14 protein-coding genes and 2 tRNA genes are annotated in these 17,017 nt (G+C 75.8%); 7 read left to right on the top strand and 9 right to left on the bottom strand.

The window, feature by feature from the left end:
- Positions 1-423: 423 nt before the first annotated feature.
- From LIX60_RS22900 to LIX60_RS22880, 3 genes are all read right to left on the bottom strand, one after another.
- A complete protein-coding gene (locus LIX60_RS22900) occupies positions 424-1,677 on the bottom strand; it encodes a CdaR family transcriptional regulator (RefSeq protein ID WP_227960154.1) in 1,254 nt (417 codons plus the stop codon).
- A gap of 316 nt (positions 1,678-1,993) precedes the next feature.
- Positions 1,994-5,899 carry a LuxR family transcriptional regulator gene (locus LIX60_RS31530; protein ID WP_265584910.1) on the bottom strand — a complete coding sequence of 1,302 codons (3,906 nt, stop codon included), beginning with the start codon at positions 5,897-5,899 and terminating at the stop codon, positions 1,994-1,996.
- Between the two features lie 254 nt (positions 5,900-6,153).
- The gene (locus tag LIX60_RS22880) at positions 6,154-7,140 is read right to left on the bottom strand and encodes an NADPH:quinone oxidoreductase family protein (protein WP_019709164.1); all 987 of its coding nucleotides are present in this window, start codon (positions 7,138-7,140) and stop codon (positions 6,154-6,156) included.
- A 511-nt stretch (positions 7,141-7,651) separates the two neighbouring features.
- Between LIX60_RS22880 and LIX60_RS22875 the strand changes: the two genes are divergently transcribed.
- The 3 genes from LIX60_RS22875 (at position 7,652) to LIX60_RS22865 (ending at position 9,378) form a co-directional block, all read left to right on the top strand.
- The gene (locus tag LIX60_RS22875; RefSeq protein ID WP_227960153.1) at positions 7,652-8,491 is read left to right on the top strand and encodes an alpha/beta fold hydrolase; all 840 of its coding nucleotides are present in this window, start codon (positions 7,652-7,654) and stop codon (positions 8,489-8,491) included.
- A 98-nt stretch (positions 8,492-8,589) separates the two neighbouring features.
- On the top strand, positions 8,590-9,054 hold the full coding sequence (locus tag LIX60_RS22870; RefSeq protein ID WP_227960152.1) for a universal stress protein: 465 nt from the start codon (positions 8,590-8,592) through the stop codon (positions 9,052-9,054).
- A 153-nt stretch (positions 9,055-9,207) separates the two neighbouring features.
- Positions 9,208-9,378: a DUF5670 family protein gene (locus LIX60_RS22865; RefSeq protein WP_227960151.1), complete on the top strand. Its 171-nt coding sequence runs from the start codon at positions 9,208-9,210 to the stop codon at positions 9,376-9,378.
- A 367-nt stretch (positions 9,379-9,745) separates the two neighbouring features.
- Here LIX60_RS22865 and LIX60_RS22860 read toward each other — a convergent pair whose 3' ends face one another.
- Positions 9,746-10,606 carry a SigB/SigF/SigG family RNA polymerase sigma factor gene (locus tag LIX60_RS22860; protein ID WP_227962877.1) on the bottom strand — a complete coding sequence of 287 codons (861 nt, stop codon included), beginning with the start codon at positions 10,604-10,606 and terminating at the stop codon, positions 9,746-9,748.
- A 215-nt stretch (positions 10,607-10,821) separates the two neighbouring features.
- Between LIX60_RS22860 and LIX60_RS22855 the strand changes: the two genes are divergently transcribed.
- Positions 10,822-11,400: a hypothetical protein gene (locus tag LIX60_RS22855; protein ID WP_227960150.1), complete on the top strand. Its 579-nt coding sequence runs from the start codon at positions 10,822-10,824 to the stop codon at positions 11,398-11,400.
- A 382-nt stretch (positions 11,401-11,782) separates the two neighbouring features.
- Here the strand turns inward: LIX60_RS22855 and LIX60_RS22850 are convergent, their stop codons facing one another.
- The 3 genes from LIX60_RS22850 to LIX60_RS22840 all read right to left on the bottom strand — a co-directional run bounded on the left by LIX60_RS22850 (position 11,783) and on the right by LIX60_RS22840 (position 15,050).
- On the bottom strand, positions 11,783-12,502 hold the full coding sequence (locus tag LIX60_RS22850; RefSeq protein WP_227960149.1) for an endonuclease: 720 nt from the start codon (positions 12,500-12,502) through the stop codon (positions 11,783-11,785).
- Positions 12,503-12,894: 392 nt separating this feature from the next.
- Positions 12,895-13,758: a hypothetical protein gene (locus tag LIX60_RS22845; protein WP_227960148.1), complete on the bottom strand. Its 864-nt coding sequence runs from the start codon at positions 13,756-13,758 to the stop codon at positions 12,895-12,897.
- Positions 13,758-15,050: a VWA domain-containing protein gene (locus LIX60_RS22840; RefSeq protein WP_227960147.1), complete on the bottom strand. Its 1,293-nt coding sequence runs from the start codon at positions 15,048-15,050 to the stop codon at positions 13,758-13,760. Before LIX60_RS22840 ends, LIX60_RS22845 begins: the two co-directional genes overlap by 1 nt.
- A gap of 155 nt (positions 15,051-15,205) precedes the next feature.
- On the opposite strand from LIX60_RS22840, the gene LIX60_RS22835 reads away from it, so the two are divergent.
- Positions 15,206-15,448, top strand: a complete 243-nt coding sequence (locus LIX60_RS22835; protein ID WP_039821370.1) for a type II toxin-antitoxin system Phd/YefM family antitoxin — start codon at positions 15,206-15,208, stop codon at positions 15,446-15,448.
- The gene (locus LIX60_RS22830; protein WP_125623647.1) at positions 15,445-15,891 is read left to right on the top strand and encodes a PIN domain-containing protein; all 447 of its coding nucleotides are present in this window, start codon (positions 15,445-15,447) and stop codon (positions 15,889-15,891) included. The genes LIX60_RS22835 and LIX60_RS22830 overlap by 4 nt, the downstream gene beginning before the upstream one ends.
- A gap of 204 nt (positions 15,892-16,095) precedes the next feature.
- Here the strand turns inward: LIX60_RS22830 and LIX60_RS22825 are convergent.
- Positions 16,096-16,169: transfer RNA gene (locus LIX60_RS22825), tRNA-Ile, on the bottom strand.
- 186 nt (positions 16,170-16,355) lie between these two features.
- A tRNA-Asn gene (locus tag LIX60_RS22820) sits at positions 16,356-16,428 on the bottom strand.
- 159 nt (positions 16,429-16,587) lie between these two features.
- Here LIX60_RS22820 and LIX60_RS31525 point away from each other — a divergent pair.
- Complete coding sequence (locus LIX60_RS31525; RefSeq protein WP_019709154.1) at positions 16,588-16,893, top strand: hypothetical protein; 306 nt, start codon at positions 16,588-16,590, stop codon at positions 16,891-16,893.
- The last annotated feature ends 124 nt before the right edge of the window (positions 16,894-17,017 follow it).

The following is a 17,017-nucleotide window of genomic DNA, read 5'->3' as shown; positions in this document are numbered from 1 at the left end:
TCCGGTTACGGAACCGCTGTCCGGGCCGCCGGGCGGGCCCGCGTACGGGCCGGCTCGGCGGGCCTCCTCCACGGGCCGGGCCGGGTCACCGGCCGCCGGAAGGCCGGCGGAACGGGCGGAGCACCGGAGCGCGGGCAGGCCCGGGGGGCCCGGGGGGGCCGGTGTCCGAGCACGCGGGAACGGGGGCGCCGGGACGCCGGCCGGACGGTGCCGCGCGTGCCCCGCGCGCCGCGCACACGCCCCGGGGGCGGCACGGACGACCGTCACCCGGGGCGGCGGGCAGCGGGCAGCGGGCAGCGATCCGGCCGTACCCGAGGAGCCCGAACGAGCTCGTCCGGACGGGAGGCGCGGGCCGGCACCGGGACGCCCGGCTCGCGGACGGGCGGCGGCGGAGCTCCGGGCTCCGCCGCCGGGCGGGCGGCCTCAGACCCGGAGCAGCCGGCGCGCCGTCAGGGCCAGCGACAGTTCGACCACGTCCTGCGGGCTGCCGAGGGAGCTCCCGGTGAGCTGCTCGTAGCGGCGCAGCCGGTTGAGCACCGTGTTGCGGTGGCAGAACAGCCGGGTCGCGGCGCGCACGGCCGACCCCTGCGCGGCCAGCCACACGGTGAGCGTGTCCAGCATGATGTCCCGGTCGGAGGGCTCCAGTTCGAGGACGGGCCCCAGGACGCGCTCGGTCAGCGCGGCCCCGAGCTCCGGGGAGGAGATGACCATCGCGGCGGGCAGATGCTCCTCCAGCACCGCCACATCGCCGTCCCCTGCGGCGCAGCGCAGGGCGTTGGCGGCCAGCCTGCGCGCGTCCCCGACGGCGGCCAGGCCGCCGACCACGGAGCTGATCCCGGCCCGGCCGCCCGGTGGCGGTTTGATGCGGGCGGCGAGTGCGGCCGGGCTGCCGTCACCGACGAGGACGATGCCGTGGTCGGCGTCGGCCCCGGTGTGCCAGACGACGCTCATCCCGTCCGGGACGGACAGCGGCTCCCCTCCCCCGTACGCGGCCCGCCGACCGCCGGTGACCACGACGACGGCGTACCGGCCGTCCTCGGGCAGGCCGAGGGCGGCGGCCACCTCGGGCAGGTCGGAGATGCGGGTGGTGCCGTCGAGCAGGGCCTCGGTCATCAGCCGGCGCCGGTTCTCGCGGCGCCAGGTCAGCTCGCGTTCGACCTGGCGGTAGGCGTCGGACACCAGTCCGCAGTGCTCGTCGACGAAGTTCCACACGTCGGCGGCGACGTGGACGAGGAGGTGCGCGTCCTCCGGGTTCCGTTCGCTCGCCGCCTCGACCAGGCCCTGCCAGACGACCGAGCCGCCCAGCCGGAAGGCGTGCAGCACGGCGTCGAGCGGCATGCCCTGCTCGGCGCGCTCGGCCCCGATCCGCCAGGAGCACTGGCGGGCCGACTCGCGGGATTCCTTGGGGCGCAGCAGGGAGCCGACGTTGTGGCGGAGGGAGCCGTGGACCTCCTGCCACAGGTCGTCCGGGTCCGTGGTGGGGGCACGGTAGGCGGGCTCCTGCTCGCGGAGCAGGGTGACGACGCGGTCGGTCAGCAGGGGCAGTTGGTCGATGAGCACGCGGGCGGCGCGGTGCAGCACGGTGACCGCCTCGGCGCTCGCCCGCGACCGGACCGGCTCGTCCGCCGCGGGCAGTCCCGGCAGGGCCCGCACTCGGGCCCGTACGACTGGGTGCATCTCGGTCCTCCACGGGTGCGGGGGCCTGGGCGGGGGGCGGGCCGTGGCAACCGGCCCGCCCCCGGTGTTTCCGGGGTGGTGCGTCCTCTTCCTCCAAGGACATACCGTCCGGTCGGTCATTCGTCCATACCCATGCCCGCAACCGTGTCCGAATTGCGGCCCGGCCGCAGCGCCGCCTCGGTCCGCGACAGCCGCCCCGGCCGGCCCGTCCCCGCCCGGGCTCCACCCCGGTGAGCTGCGGCGGAGCCGGTCTCCGGGCCGGGAGCGGCCGGCCTCGCCACCCGGGGGACGGACCGGTCCCCGGGCATGTTTCCGGTCACGGCCCCGGCCGGGCCGCCCGTGCCCGCACCGGGCCGTTCGCGGTCCCGGCTCCGGGCCCGGCTGCCGGCCCGGCCGCGGCGAGCAGCCGGGGCAGTTCCACCCGGGATCTGATGCCGAGCGCGGCGAACACATTGCGCAGATGGTGGTCGACGGTGCGCGGGCTGACGGACAGCCGGAGCGCCACCTCGCGGTTGGTCGCCCCCTCCGCCACGCAGCGCGCGATCCGCAGCTGCTGCGGGGTGAGGAGCCCGGCGACGGCGGGGGCCTCGGCGGCCCGTCCGGCCTCGCCGGTGGCCCGCAGCTCGGCCCGCGCCTGCTCGGCCCAGGCCGCGGCGCCGCACCGCTCGAAGGAGACGAGCGCGTCGCGCAGATGGTCCCGGGCCGCTCCCGGGCGGCGCTTGCGGCGGAGCATCTTGCCGCGCAGCAGCTGGGTGCGGGCCCGCTGGAAATCACCGCCGGCCAGGTCGTGCAGTTCCAGGGCCCGGGCGAAGAGGGCGTCGGTCCCGGCGTCCGTCCCGGCCGCCGTCACGGCTCCGGTTCCGGCCGCCGTCCCGGCTCCCCTCCCGCCTCCCGTCCCGTCCTCCGGGCAGCCGCCGGTCACCGCCGGACCGGCCGGCTCCCCCGCCCCGGCCGTCCGGCAGGGCCGCGGTGCGGATACGGCGCCGGGGAGGGCGGAGACGGCCACCCGAGCCGCCGGCACCCCGTACCCGGCCGCCTCGGCCCCACCGGCCGCGCCCCCCGTACCGGTCACACCGGCCGCCGGCGCGCCTGCCGGGACGGCGCGCCGCCCGGTGCGGCCGGGCTCGCCCGCCGCCGGCTCCACCGCCAGCAGCGCGCGGCAGCGGGCGAGCTGCGCCGGGGTCTGCGGATCGGCCGTGTGCGCCGTCCAGATCTCGAACTCCGGCAGCACGGCTCGCGCCACGCCCGGCTCCCCCGCCAGCACCGCGGCCTCCACCAGGTCCGGTACGGCGATCATGCGCAGCGCGAAATGCCCGCGCCCGGCGCCGGTGCCCACGAGCGGGCGCAGCCGGACCAGGGCCTCGCGGGGCAGGCCCCGGCCCAGGTCCGCGAGGGCGAGCGACCACACGGCCAGCGTGGCGGCCACCCCGAGGCCGTGCGGGCCCGCGTTCTCGCCGGCCGCCCGCGCATGCTCCTCGCAGGCCGCCGCGTCACCGCGGAGGGCGGCGGTCATGGCCAGGGCCGCGTGGTGGTGCGCGGCGCAGTTCCGCTGACCCGCGCGGCCCGCGGCCTTCAGCCCTTCCAGGGCGTGGGCGTGGGCCCGGGTGTGACGGCCCGCGCGCAGCTCCGCGTAGACCAGGTGTTCCAAGGTCTGCGGGACGAGGGTGTCGAGTCCGCGGACGCGGGCGAGGGCCAGGGCACGGGTGTTGATCTCGCAGGCCGCGCCGACCTCGCCGAGCACCAGGGCCGCCACTCCGGCGCGGATGAGGCTCTCGTGCTCCTCGGCGCCCCGGCCCAGCCGGATCACCCGGCGCAGCGGCTCCTTTCCGTCGGTGAACCGGCCGCTCATCACCGCGCGCATCCCGTCGCAGTAGGCGTCGAGGAGGGCGCTCCCGGCCGGACCGTGCGGCTCCGGCCCGCGCCCGGACCGGGCGGCGGGCGCGCCCGTACGGGCGGGTGGGGCGGCGGGCGTCCGTACGCGGCGGTGGCCGGCGCCTCCGCCGCCCTCACCGGGGTCGTGCTCACCGCCGTCACCGCCGTCACCGCCGTCAGCGTCACCGGCGGCACAGGCCGCGGCCTCACGGTCATCCCCGGCCGTGCCGCCCGGGGAGGTCAGGGCCGTGGCGCGGCCGATGTCGGAGAGATAGCCGGTCACGTCGCCGTCGGCCCAGGCCGCCTCCGCCGCGTGCAGCAGGGCACGGCGGGCCCCCGGCCGGTCGTGCGGTTCCAGCAGCCGGGCCGCGTGCAGCAGGACCTCGCGGGCGTCGGTGACCACGCCGTCCCGCAGTTCGAGGATGCCGCGCACCAGTTCGGCCCGGCCCCGTACGGCTTCCCGGGCGGGCAGTTCGCGGCCCGCCGCGAGCAGGGAGCGCGCCCGGTGGGGACGGCCCGAGAGCCAGGCGTGCTCGGCCGCGGCGGCGAGCCGGGTGACCCGGGCGTCGGTGGAGACGGTGAGCTCGGCGGCCCGGGCCAGGGCGGCGGCCCGTTCGCCGTGGGCGTGGGCCGCGCCCGGGGCGGCTGCCGCGGCGGCGGCGAGCCGGTCGGCCAGCTCCGGGTCCGGCTGTTCGGTGGCGGCCGCCCGGTGCCGCAGGGCCCGCAGCCGGTACGCCTCGCCGCGCGCGGCCAGCACTCCGGCGAGCAGCGCGTGCGCGGCACGGCGGCGGGCCAGCGGTTCGCCGCCGTAGGCCACGCGGCGCAGCGTCGGGTGGGCGAAGCGGACCCGGTCACCCTCGGTCCGTACGACACCGGCCGTCTCGGCGGGCTCCAGGGCGGCCCCGGCGAGCCCGGCCCGGCGCGCCGCGCACAGCAGCAGATCGGCGCCGATGCCGGCCCCCTGGCCCGCGCATTCGTGCGCGGCGGCGGCCAGCAGGAGCAGCAGCCGGGTATCGGGCGGCAGCGCCCGGAGCCGCGCGGCGCCGTCGCGCAGCAGCGGCCCGTCGGCGGGCAGCGGCTCCGGCAGCGGGGCGGCCCCGGCCAGCTGGGCCGGGGTCAGGCCGGCCACCAGGTCGGTGAGCAGGCTGGGATTGCCGCAGCCTTCGTGGAGCAGCGCCTCCCGTACGGCGGGCGCGGCGTCACCGGGCAGCAGGTCGTCGAGCAGGGCCAGGGCGTCGGGCTCGGCCAGGGGTGCCGGTGAGAGGGCCGGAACACCGGCGAACTCCGGTTCGCCCGCCCGCCCCTGCTCCACGCTCAGCAGCAGAGCGACGGGCGGGCCGCCGTCGAGGCGGCGCGCGGTGAACCCCAGGACGGCGCGCGAGTCGGGGTCGAGCAGATGGGCGTCGTCGACGCAGACGAGGAGCGGCCCGCGGCGTGTCAGCTCCCCGAGCCGGGCGAGGAGGGCGTCCGCGACCGCACCGGTGCCGGGGCCGGTGCCCGAGCAGGCGCTCGCGGCGGCACCGGCTGCGGCACCGGCGGGCCGGCCGGGGCGGAGCGCGGGCGCGCGTGCACCGGCCGGCCCGTCCGCGGCCTGCGGCGGCACGGCGGAAGGGTTCTCGGCCGTGTCCCGCCACACGCCGCCCGGGAATCCGCTCGCCGGGACCCGGTCCCCGCCTCGGACGGACTCCGTGCCCCGGGCCGCCGCGACGCCCCGGCCCGGACCTGCACCACCTTCGTGTTCCGGCCCGGGGCCGCCGCCCGGAGCCACCGCCGCGCCAGCGGCAACCGCCGCACCTCGCCCGGCCGTTGCGCCCCGAACGGTCTCCCGCGGGGCCGACACCGCCGTGTCGGGGGCAGCCGTCGTGGCGGGGGCAGCCGTCGTGTCCGGAGCCGCCGCGGCGCCCCGGGCGGCCGCCGTGTCCTGCGGGACCGGGCGGGCCAGGCGCAGCGCCTCGGCGAGGGGCGCGGTGCGCGGTGTGACCGCGGGGAGGAGGGACGCCGCCGGGGTCAGCAGGGCGTGCAGACCGCTGTAGGGGATGTGCTGTTCCGCGGCCACCGCCCGGATACGGAGCACGGTGGCCACGCACCCGCCGGTGAGCCCCGGCGCGTGCTCCGGCGCGCGTCCCGGAGCGGACCGCCCCGACGTCCCCGAGGCGTGCGCCGCCACCCGGTCGAGCAGGGCGCTGCGGCCGAGCCCCGGCTCGGCCACGAGCAGCAGCGCTCCACCGGTCCCTCGCTGTGCCGCCTCCAGCAGCGCGCCCAGGGCCCGGAGTTCGGCCCGCCGTCCGTGCAGGCGCCGCGGCGGTCGTCCCGGTGCCCTGCCGCCGTGCTCTTGGTTCACCGATCTCATCAGGAACTCCTCGTGTGAATCCCCCGGTGCGGATCCCCCCGGTGTGCGCCCCCTGGAACCGGCCGACCGTTCATCCGTTCCCCTGCCGGCCCCGTTCCTCCGCCCCCGCGCCGGCTCCGTTCCTCGGCTCCCCCTGCTTCTCTGCGCCTCTGCGTCTCTGCGTCTCTGCGTCTCTGCGTCTCTGCTCCTCCGCCGGTCCGGGCGTTCCCACGGCCCGGCCGGTCCGCTCAGCACGGTCAGTCTGGTCAGTCCGGTCAGTCCGGCAGCATCACCGCCCGTCCGGCGGTCGTCCCGTCCGCGAGCCGCTGCAAGCCGTCGGCGACGTCCGGCAGCCGCAGCCGCTCCCCGAGGAGCGGGGTCACCACGCCCCGGTCGGCGAGCGCCGTCAGTTCCCGGTGTGCGCGCAGCACTTCGGGGCGGCTCCGCCGGGCGTACAGGCCCCAGTGCAGGCCGAGGATGGTGTAGTTGCCGAGCAGCGCCCGGCTGAGGTTCGGCCGGGGCACGACACCGCTGGCGAAGCCGACGACCACGATGCGTCCCTCGAAGGCCATGCAGCGCGCCGAACCGCTGTACGCGCTGCCGCCCACCGGGTCGTAGACGACGTCCGCGCCGCGCCCGGCGGTGACCTCCAGGGCGACGTCGGCGAAGTCCTCGCGGTGCCGGTCCACGACCACGTCCGCGCCGAGCCGGCGTGCGAGTCCGGCCTTCTCGGGGCCGCCCACCACGCCGATGACGGTGGCCCCGGCCGCCTTGCCGAGCTGGACGGCGGCGCTGCCGACACCGCCCGCCGCGGCGTGCACCAGCAGCGTCTCCCCGGGCTGCAGCGCGGCCCGCCGGTGCAGCCCGAACCAGCCCGTCTGGTAGCTGATGTAGAACGCGGCGGCCGCCGTGTCGTCGAGGGCGGCGGGGGCCGGGAGTGCGGAGTCGGCCTCCATGAGCGTCCGTTCGGCGAAGGCGCCGTGCGGGAGCGCGGAGAGTCCGACGACCCGTTCGCCGACGGCCGGGGTGGTCACGCCCTCGCCGGTCCCGATCACCTCTCCGCAGACCTCCAGGCCAGGGGTGAACGGCAGCGGCGGCTTGAGCTGGTACTGCCCGCGGCACAGCAGGGCGTCGGGGAAGTTCACCGCCGCCGCGAGCACCCGGACGAGGATCCGGCCGGGGCCCGGCACCGGATCCTCGACGTCCTCCAGGCGCAGTGCGGCGACGGGTTCCCCCGGTTCGTGGACCTGCCAGGCACGCAAGGGCCCTCCTCGTATGGCCGGATCGGGCCGTCACGACACCACGGGCGCGGAACCGCGGTCCATGGCCGGGGACGAGATCGGGGCGGGCTCCCAGAAGCGGTATGCGCCCCGTTGTGCGAGCCCACAGCGGGGGCGTGCCGGGCCCGCCGCGCGCCGGGCACCCGCCACCGGCCGTACCGGTGTCCCGACCGGCGCCCGGAGCCGCTTCGGGAGCGTCCGGCGGGCCGGCGCCGTCTGGGCGGCCGTCCAGACCGGCCGGCGCCCCGCTGTGCCCAGGGCACAAGAGGCTCGCCCCGCCGCGCCGCCCGCGGTTACGGTCGGCCCGGCCGGTGCCCCGGACCTCGCTTGGCGCCCCGGACCGTGGATCCCGGCGGCGGAGCCGGGCCCGGAACCACGGTCCCCGGACACCGCCGCCCACACCGCACCCGCATCCGCATCCGCACCCGCACCCGCACCCGCACCCGCACCGACATCCACACCGACACCGACACCGACACGACGGGACGACGGCATGACACAGCAGGCATCGGCCGGCAGCGGAGACCCGGCCGGCCCGGAGGGATATCCGCGCGGAACCGCCCACCGGTTCACCGCCGCCGACGGCACGCCCCTCACCTACCACGTTTACGGCGCGGACACCGCCGTCCCGGGCACCCCGCCCGTGGTGCTGCACCACGGCTTCGTCGCGGACACCTTCGTCAACTGGGTGGCGCCGGGCATCGTCGGCGAGCTCACCGCCCGTGGCCACCGCGTCGTGGGCATCGACGCCCGCGGCCACGGGCGGTCCGGCAAGCCGCACGACCCGGCCGCCTACGGCGAGGCCGTGATGGCCCGCGACCTCCGCAGGCTTCTCGACCTCCTGGGCGCCGAGCGGGTGCACCTCGCCGGCTACTCGATGGGCGCCGTCGTCTCCCTGCTCGCGGCCGCCGGGGACGAGCGCGTGACACGCCTGGTGGTGGGCGGCGTGGGCGCCGGGGTCGTGGAGGTCGGCGGCCTGGACACCCGCGCCCTGCCGACGGGTTCGGTGATCGCCGCGCTCACCGCGGAGGACCCCTCCACCGTGGCGGCGGAGGCCGCCGGCTTCCGCGCCCTGGCCGACGCGGTCGGCGCGGACCGCGCCGCCCTCGCCGCCCACGCCGCCGCCGTTCACCGGGCACCGATGCCGCTCACCGAGGTCACGGCCTCTACGCTGGTGATCGCCGGGGACGAGGACCCGCTGGCCGTACGGCCGGCGGTGCTGGCGGACGCCATACCGGGCGCCCGGCTGCACACCGTCCCCGGAGACCATCTGACGGCCGTCCGCGACCCCGGATTCGTCTCGGCCATCGCCGGCTTCTTCGCCGGAAGCTGACGGGGCCGGACGGGGCGGCGGGCGGTATGGACGGCCGCTGAAGCGGTCATACGGAACAAGACAGACAGACGCCTTACCCAGAGCCCAGGAGGCAGCCAGTGGCGGACCGGACGGAAAACCGGATCGTGGTGGGAGTGGACGGCTCGGAGCCCTCCCGGGAGGCCCTGCGCTGGGCCGTCCGGCAGGCGGAGCTCACGGGCGCCGAGGTGGACGCGATCATGTCCTGGGAGTGGCCGGGCTATGTCACCTGGGGCGGGATGATGCCGCCGACCGCCCCCACCGACGCGACCCTGGAGGAGAGCGCGCAGCAGACCCTGCTGACCGCCGTCGAGGAGGCGGTCGGGAAGGAGCCGCCGGTGCGGGTCCGCGCACTCACCCAGGCGGGCGGGCCGGTGCAGGTGCTCCTGGAGGCGGCCCGCGGCGCGTCACTGCTGGTGGTCGGCAGCCGCGGGCTGGGCGGCTTCAAGGGCGCCCTGCTCGGTTCGGTGAGCCAGCACGTCACCCACCACGCTCCGTGCACGGTCGTGATCGTGCGGGCGCCCTCCGACGACCGCGAGGGCTGAGCTCCGCCGGATCCCCGTTCCGGAAATTCCGCCGACCGGGTGGCGAGGGGAGAAAAAGGGCGGCAGGATTCCCCCGAACCCGGAAAACTAACCGGAATGCGGCCGTGTGTACGGGAACCTCAGGGGCACAAGCTTCCATGGAGGTTGATAAACATGGTTCCGCTTCTACTCGTTCTCCTTCTGGCCCTGCTCCTTTTCGGGGCGGGATTCGCACTCGAAGCACTGTGGTGGATCGCGGTGATCGTGCTGGTTCTCTGGCTCGTGGGCTTCTTCGTCCGGCCCGCGGGTGCGGGCGGCCGGCGAGGCCGCTGGTACCGCTGGTAGAACCGGGGTTCACCTCGACTGAGAAGAATCAGGGGATGGCTCAGGGGCCGACCGGATATTCCGGTCGGCCCCTCTGTCGTCCCCGCCATCCCCGCCGTCCCCGCCGTCCCCGCCGCTTTCACCGCCTTCACCGCCTTCACCGCCTGCGCCGTATTCTCCGGACTCCTTCCCGGAACGACCGATCCGTTCCCCCCGGGAAAGGCGGGCGCAAAGACAACAAAGACAAAGGGCTGAGCGGCGGTGCGCACAAAAACGGGGATGTGGCGCCCAAAACGGCTGTGCCGACCGGATCGGTCCGGTCGGCACAGCCGGGAAGAGTGCGGAAAGCCCGGGAGGCTTTACCAAGTGGCGGCGGGAACCGCCGGGTTCACGCCTGGTTCGGGACGAGCCCGGCGCGCAGCTCGCGGAGCGTGCGGGAGAGCAGCCGTGAGACGTGCATCTGCGAGATGCCCAGCTCGGCGCCGATCTCCGACTGCGTCATCTCCTGGCCGAAGCGCAGCTCCAGGATGGTGCGGTCGCGCTCGCCCAGGTTCTCCAGCAGCGGCTTCAGGGCGTGCAGGTTCTCGATGGTCTCCAGCGCGGGGTCCACGTCGCCGAGCAGGTCGGCCAGGGTGTTGCCGCGGGAGTTCTCCCCGCCGTCCTCGACCGGCATGTCCAACGAGCCGGCGGCGTAGCCGTTGCTCGCGACGATGCCCTCGAGCACCTCGTCGACCGTCCGGTTCAGGTGCTTGGCCAGCTCCTCGGGGGTCGGGGAGCGGTCCAGCCGCTGCGACAGCTCGTCATTGGCCTTCGCCAGCTCGATCCGCAGCTCCTGCAGCCGGCGCGGAACGTGCACGGACCAGCTGGTGTCGCGGAAGAACCGCTTGATCTCGCCGACGATGTAGGGCACGGCGAAGGTGGTGAACTCGACCTCGCGGCTCAGGTCGAACCGGTCGATCGCCTTGATCAGCCCAATGGTGCCGACCTGGACGATGTCCTCCATCTCGTCCGAGCGGTTGCGGAAGCGGCGGGCCGCGAACCGGACCAGGGAGAGGTTCAGCTCGATCAGGGAGTTGCGCGCGTACTGGTACTCGTGCGTCCCCTCTTCCAGCTCGGCGAGCCGGTCGAAGAACAGCTTGGACAGCTCCCGGGCATCCTGGGGCGCGACCTTGGTCGGGTCCTCGATCCAGGGCAGTTCCCCCACGGTCGCCGCGGCGCCGGCTTCCGACTCGATCTCCGAGACCGCCATCGAAACCGTGCTTGCCGTGGTGTCCATAGTGGCCTCCATGCTCGTCTTGCTCGTCCATCCGGGGGTGAAGGGGCGTCTACCCCGGCCCATTCGTCCTACACACCCGCACTCCTGCCCTTCTTTCCGGATCTCATGACAGGCCCCGGGAGACCGGGCACCGGAGGTGCCGGAACAGCCATGCGTTTGTCGCTCTGCGTAGCGGTAAGGCGGAGGCCATGGCTGAGAACAAGGACGTATCCAACCAGAACGGCAAGAAGACGAACGCGGGCGGACGGGCGGGAGGCGCCAAGTCCGCCGCGGCGACCACGACCGAGAAGGCGGGAACGCAGGCCACGAACGCCGCGAACGGTACGCGGGCCGCCGCGACCAGCACCGAGAAAGCGGGCAAGGCCGCCCGGGACAACGCCGGGCAGGCCACCGACAAGACGGGTGAGCAGGCCCGCTCCGGTGCCAACGGCATGGTGAAGATGGCCGACAGCCCCGCCGCCAAGGCCGCTGCCGCGAAGGCGGCCGCGGCGAAAACCGCGGTCGGCGGTCTCGCCACCAAGACCGCGCAGGCGACCTCCGAGAAGGCGACCGCCACCGGGCAGGCCATGGCCGGCATGCCCAAGAAGGCCGCGGCGGTGGCCGGTACGGCCTGGCTCGCCGTCAAGGCCCGCAAGGCGATCGCCGCCGGGGCGGCCGGGGCCGGTGCCGCCGCGGTGGCCGGTGCCGGGGTGCTCGTCGCGCGCCGTCGCGCGGCCCGCAGGCGCGGCCCGCTGGCCCGGCTGACCGGCGGCCGGCTGGGTGCCTGAGCCCGCCCCGTCCGCCCACCGGCCGTCCTCTCCCCGAGCCGGCCCCGGCCCGCCCATCCGCGGCGGCCCGGGGCCGGTTTCGTCTCCGGGGCCGGTCCCCGCCGGGTCCCCGCCGGGTCCCGGACGGGCCGGGTTCGGCCGTGCTGTTCGCAGGGGCGCCGGGATTCGCGGGGCGTGGGCGTGGGCGCGTGCTCGTCGGCGGCCGGGACGATGACCACCGGAGGACGGACGGCGGGGACTCCGCTTCACGCGGCCCCGCGGCCCCGCGGCGCAGCGCTGCCGCCCGCCGTCGCTCCGGTCTCCGTCACAGAACGTCACAAGCGAAGTAACCGCCGAAAGTGACCGCCCCGGCTCACCCGCGCCCCCGGGCCCGTAACGGGGGTCACACGCCGGCCGCCTCCCGCACCCGCTCGGCCGCGCCCTTGTCGAGCGCGACGCGTACCAGGCCCGCCGCGAGCCTCGGCAGGTCCTCCTCGCCGACGAGGCGCGCGAGGGCGCCGGGCGAGTCCGGCAGACCGAGCCGCGCGGCGCCGTCCAGCGCCTTGCCGTCGATATGGGGCCGGACCTCGGGCCAGACGCCCTGCACCTCCCGGAGGAAGATGTCCGCCCCGGCCGGGCCGATGCCGGGGGCCTCCTGCAGCAGTTCCCTCTCGGCGGCCGTCTCGTCGGCCCCGTCGCCGTCCGCCCGCCGCCGCGCCTCCTCGCGCATCCGCCGCAGGTCGCCGCGGTACTTCTCCAGCACCAGTCCGGCGCCGTCGCCGAGCTGGGTGGCCGTCCGCTCGTCATAGCGCCGGTAGTGGCCCTTGCCCAGCGCGTCCACCCGCTCCTGCCAGCTCGCGTCCGCCATCCGGCGCGGGGTGCGCATCCCGTCCTCGAAGAGCGCGCGGGCGGCGGCCACCGCGACGTCGGCGCGGATCCGCGCGGACAGCAGATGGGACAGCACCATCAGCTGGTAGAGCGGCTGGGGCGCGTCCTTCAGCCGGACCCCGGCCTCCTCCGCGTATGTCCGCCCCTCCTCCTGAACCAGGGCCCGGACCAGCGCTTTCTCCCGTCCGCGCCCGGCCTTGCCGCCCTGTCCCGTCTTCCCGTTGGCACCGCTCATGCCGGCATCACCGTCCACTCCGCTGGTCAGAGCGCGGCCGGGAGGCCGCCTTGCCTCGCCTGCCTCGGTTGCCGCGCTTGCCCGCACGAGTGCCCACGACCGCGCGGGCCACGCCCCGGCCGTCCGTCCTCCGCCGGGTGCTCACGGCGCGGTGGCGGATGCGGCCGGGGTACGGGCGACGCAGGCGGTTCCAGGGGCGGCCCGGCGGAGGCGGTGACGGAGGCGGTGACGAAGCCCTCCCCGCGACCCGGGAGGCCGGCTGCCCCGGTACCCACAGGCGCCGCACGGCGGATGCCCGCGTTCCCGGAGGGCCGGGGGCCCGGCCCTCCGGGCCCGTACGGCACCGGCCGGCGGCATCGCCGCCGCCCCGCCGTACGGGCCGCACCGGAGCGTCAGGCCCGGGGCGGGGCGCCCGGCCGACGGCCGGGACCACGGGCCAGGGAGTATCCGGCCGCGGTGGTGAACGCCGCGAGCAGGCCCCCGGCGGCGGTCCAGATCCAGCGGTCCGTCCACCATCCGGAGGACCAGCCGTCCTCGGGCGCCCCGGCGGCCTGCGCCGTCTCCTCCTGCTCCTCCTGCTCCTCCTGTGCGGAGTCCCGGTCCTCCCGGTCCTCCCGGTCCGGCCCGGTGACGGTCAGCGGGACGAGCGGCGTGGAGAGCTTCCCGTCCACGGCATGGGCGCCGCCCGCGTCCTCCGAGGTGGCCTCGATCTCCGCCCGCACCGGCAGTCCGAGGTCCCGCTGCGGCAGATCGACAACCGTCAGCCGGATGTAGTAACTGCCCGGCAGGGGGGCGTCGCTCCACGGCTCCGCCCACGCCCGCACGGTCCGCAGGGTGCAGGCCAGCTGCACCGAGGCGGCGTCCGCCGGGACCGACCTGGTCTGGCTGCCGTGGACGCACGCCTGGCGGCGGCGCAGCCCGTCGTGGACGTCGATCCGCCAGCGGGACGCCCCCTGGCGGCCGGCGGACTCGGGCAGCTTCACGGTGGCCGTCACGGTGACCCGCTGCCCGGCGTCGGCGGGGAAGACCCAGTAGAAGTAGTCACCCGCCGATCCCTCGGCCGCGGCCCGCTCGCCCTGCCGGATCGCCGTGGCCAGCCGGAAGGTGGTGCCCGCCGCCGTCGGCGCCCCGTCCTCCCCGCCGGTCCCCGGACTCGCGGACGGGTCGTCGGCCATGGCCGTCCCCGCCGTGGTGAGGAGGGCGGCCCCGGCCAGTACGGCACCGGCCAGGGCGCGCAGCGCTCTCGTCCTCCGCATCAGCTGCTCCTCCCGAGGTCGGTACGGCGGCGTGCGACCAGGCCCCACAGCAGCCCGGCCGCCAGGCCGGTGAGCGCGAGAACGCCCAGCAGCCACAGCCCCCGGCCGAGACCGAAGGCGGCGGGGTCGGCCGCCTCGTCGGAACCGTCCACGAGATCGACGGTCAGTTCGAGGGGCAGGCCCGGTGTGGTCTTCACCGAGGCGGGCGCCGAGAAGGAGTTGCTGACCCGCAGGCAGACGGTCTCACTCGCGGGCTTGCCGTCCCCGTCTGCGTCCCCGTCCGCTTCCGTGTCCTCCGGGATGGTCGTGGGATAGCGCAGCCCGGCCGAGATGACGTCCGTGCGCCCGTCGCCCGCCTCCGAGCCCCGGACGATCTCCCTGCCGTGCACGGTCACGGCCCGCAGCAGCACGCCGTAGTCGTTGTCGACCGCCCGGTCGGCGCCGATGCTCACCGAGGCGCGCAGCTCGCGGCCGGCCGGGACCTCCACCCGGTACCAGCGGTGCTCGCCGAACTCCTCCCGGTCGGTGTAGAGGCCCGGTTCGAGCGCGGGGGCCTCGGCGCACTCGTCCGCGCCCTCGGTGGGCACGGGGGTGACGACGGGGGCGGCCGCGCGGTCCACCAGCTGTTTCACCCGGCCGGACAGCTCCTCGGCGTGCTGGACGGAGGTGTAGGTGCCGCCGGTGGCCTCGGCGATGCAGACGAGCTGCCGCCGGGTCTTGGCGTCGGGGACCAGGCCGAGGGTGTCGATGGTGAGACCGATCCCCTTCGCCGCCAGCTCGCGCGCGACCTCGCAGGGGTCGAGCGGGGCGCAGGTGTCCTCGCCGTCGGTGATGAGCACGATCCGGCGGGTGGCGTCACCGCCCTCCAGATCGTCGGCGGCCTTCAGCAGCGCGGGGCCGATCGGCGTCCAGCCGGTGGGCGCCAGTGTGGCCACGGCGGTCTTCGCCTCGGTGCGGTCGAGCGGGCCGACGGGGTAGAGCAGCTCGGTGTCCTTGCAGCCGGTGCGCCGGTCGTCGCCGGGGTAGTTGGCGCCGAGGGTGCGGATGCCGAGCCGCACCTCGTCCGGGACCGCGTCCAGCACCTCGCCGAACGCCTGTTTCGCCGCCGCCATACGGGACCGGCCGTCGATGTCGCGTTCGCGCATGGAGCCGCTGACATCGAGTACCAGCTCGACCTTGGGGGCTTCTTTCTCCGCCGGTTCGTCCGCCGCCGCACCGGCCGGGGCGAACCCGGCAGCCAGGGCGGCGAGCACCCCGCACACCACGGCCGCCGGCCATCTTCTTCTGATCATCGCCGGATCCTACGAGGCGACGATCTCCACCCCCAACTCGGGTATGCCGCCCCCCGGTTGAGCACCGCACGTCCTCCGCCGCGCGCTCGCCGCAGAGACGCGGCGGTCTCCAGCTCACCGCACCCGGACCGCCCAGACGTAGTAACATGTACTACATGGAGACCACTGCTCGCGAGTTCAACCAGAAGTCCTCGCAAATCCTCGCCGCCGCGGCCCGCGGTGAGACCGTCACCGTCACGAAGAACGGCACCCCCGTCGCGCGGGTCGTCCCCATAAGCGACCTCGACATCCCCCCGTACCCCACCGATCCCATGGGAGAGATCGACCTGCCCGACCTCGGCCTTCCCGAGCTCACCGACGAGGAGATCGAGGACACGCTCAAGGGGATGGGCGCGTGACCCTGGTCGCCATCGCCGACACCAACGGCCTGTACCGCCTGCTCGACCCCGGGCTCGCCGGACACCAGGAGCACAAGAAGGCCCTGACGGCTATCAGCCACCTCATCGTCTCCCCCATGGTTCTGGCCGAACTGGACTACCTGATCACGGCGCGCGCAGGGGGCCGCAAAGCCCTGACCGCAGCCCGGTTCATCGAACGCAACGTGGCGACGCGCCGTTTCGAGGTGCCCTCTGCCGGCGAACACCTGAACACGGCGATCGCAGTCGCCGAGGGATACGCGGACGCCGACAACGGCAAAGGCATCGGCCTGACGGACGCGATGAACGTCGCCCTCGCCGCCGCCTATCGCACCGACGCCGTCTTCACCACCGACCGCCACTTCCGCATGGTCCGCCCCTTGACCGGCCATCCGGCGTTCCGGCTCCTGCCCGACGATCTGTGAGTCACCGCCGGCAGGGGCGGACGCGGCGCCGTCGGCCGGGATCGGGACGTTCGTGGCGCGGCTGCCCGAGAGGCCGAAGGACTCTTCGTAGCTCTCCGCTCCCTGCCGGCTCCACCCCGGCCGGAGGGGACTCCGAGGGGACTCCGAGGGGATCCCTCCCGAGGCCGGGGACCGGGCGGGAGCGGGGCTCCCCGGTTCGCCGAGTGGGGCGGGTGGGACTCGAACCCACGACCGACGGATTATGAGTCCGCTGCTCTAACCGGCTGAGCTACCGCCCCTCACGGCGCGTCGCGCACATGTGTGCGCGCCGTCTGCCGCAGCATAGCCGCTCATACGATCTGCCGCCCGTACGGGCTGCGCTGGGCTGCCTGTGAGGACGATCTACGTCGCGCCGCGGTTCCACCCGCGGACGGCGCAAGAAAAAGGGCCCCGAACCGGGGCCCTCCTGCTGTGCTCGTGCGGTGCTCCCCCGACTGGACTCGAACCAGTAACCTGCCGGTTAACAGCCGGCTGCTCTGCCAATTGAGCTACAGGGGACTGCTCTGCTCGGTCCCGCCCGGACGGTTCTCCCGGGGGCGTTCCCTCGCTGCGAGCAATACATTAGCGCATGGCAGGGCGTGCTCCGAAATCCGTATTCGCATCAGCGCCCGGCGGCCGGGGCAGGCGCCCAGTACGCATCGAAGGAAGGTGGAAGCCATGCGGTACCGGCTCACGTTCATGACCGGACTGGCCGTCGGTTACGTCCTCGGCTCCCGGGCCGGTAGGGAGCGCTACGAACAGCTGCGCAGGATGGCGCGGCAGGCGGCGCAGAACCCGGCAGTCCGCAACGCGGCCGAGTCCGCCGCCCAGAGCGGCCGCCAAGCCGCCTCCAAGGCGGCCGTGACGGTCGACAGCAAGTTCGGCGACCGCCTGCCGGGCCCGGTCTCGGAGCGGGTGCGCTCGCTCCGGGAGCAGCGGGGCGGGACGGCCGCTTCGGCGGTGGAGGACGGCTGGGGCACCTGACCCCTCACCGGGGCGGCCGCTGCCGCGCGGGGCGGACTCCTCCGCCTCGCGCGGTGGCGGCCTTTCTTCTGGGCCCGCTCCTCTTGCCGGCCCGCCCCGGCCGGCGCCGCGCGGGGTGCGCTCC

Source organism: Streptomyces sp. S07_1.15, from assembly GCF_020739505.1.
Taxonomy (GTDB): Bacteria; Actinomycetota; Actinomycetes; order Streptomycetales; family Streptomycetaceae; genus Streptomyces; species Streptomyces xinghaiensis.
This window is presented reverse-complemented; position numbering and strand designations above follow the sequence as displayed.

Coding starts and splice junctions, on each gene's coding strand:
- LIX60_RS22865 (WP_227960151.1), top strand. CDS start 9,208: ATGGTTCCGCTTCTACTCGTTCTCCTTCTGGCCCTGCTCCTTTTCGGG.
- LIX60_RS22900 (WP_227960154.1), bottom strand. CDS start 1,677: ATGCACCCAGTCGTACGGGCCCGAGTGCGGGCCCTGCCGGGACTGCCC.
- LIX60_RS22840 (WP_227960147.1), bottom strand. CDS start 15,050: ATGATCAGAAGAAGATGGCCGGCGGCCGTGGTGTGCGGGGTGCTCGCC.
- LIX60_RS31530 (WP_265584910.1), bottom strand. CDS start 5,899: ATGAGATCGGTGAACCAAGAGCACGGCGGCAGGGCACCGGGACGACCG.
- LIX60_RS22850 (WP_227960149.1), bottom strand. CDS start 12,502: ATGAGCGGTGCCAACGGGAAGACGGGACAGGGCGGCAAGGCCGGGCGC.
- LIX60_RS22845 (WP_227960148.1), bottom strand. CDS start 13,758: ATGCGGAGGACGAGAGCGCTGCGCGCCCTGGCCGGTGCCGTACTGGCC.
- LIX60_RS22835 (WP_039821370.1), top strand. CDS start 15,206: ATGGAGACCACTGCTCGCGAGTTCAACCAGAAGTCCTCGCAAATCCTC.
- LIX60_RS31525 (WP_019709154.1), top strand. CDS start 16,588: ATGCGGTACCGGCTCACGTTCATGACCGGACTGGCCGTCGGTTACGTC.
- LIX60_RS22860 (WP_227962877.1), bottom strand. CDS start 10,606: ATGGCGGTCTCGGAGATCGAGTCGGAAGCCGGCGCCGCGGCGACCGTG.
- LIX60_RS22875 (WP_227960153.1), top strand. CDS start 7,652: ATGACACAGCAGGCATCGGCCGGCAGCGGAGACCCGGCCGGCCCGGAG.
- LIX60_RS22855 (WP_227960150.1), top strand. CDS start 10,822: ATGGCTGAGAACAAGGACGTATCCAACCAGAACGGCAAGAAGACGAAC.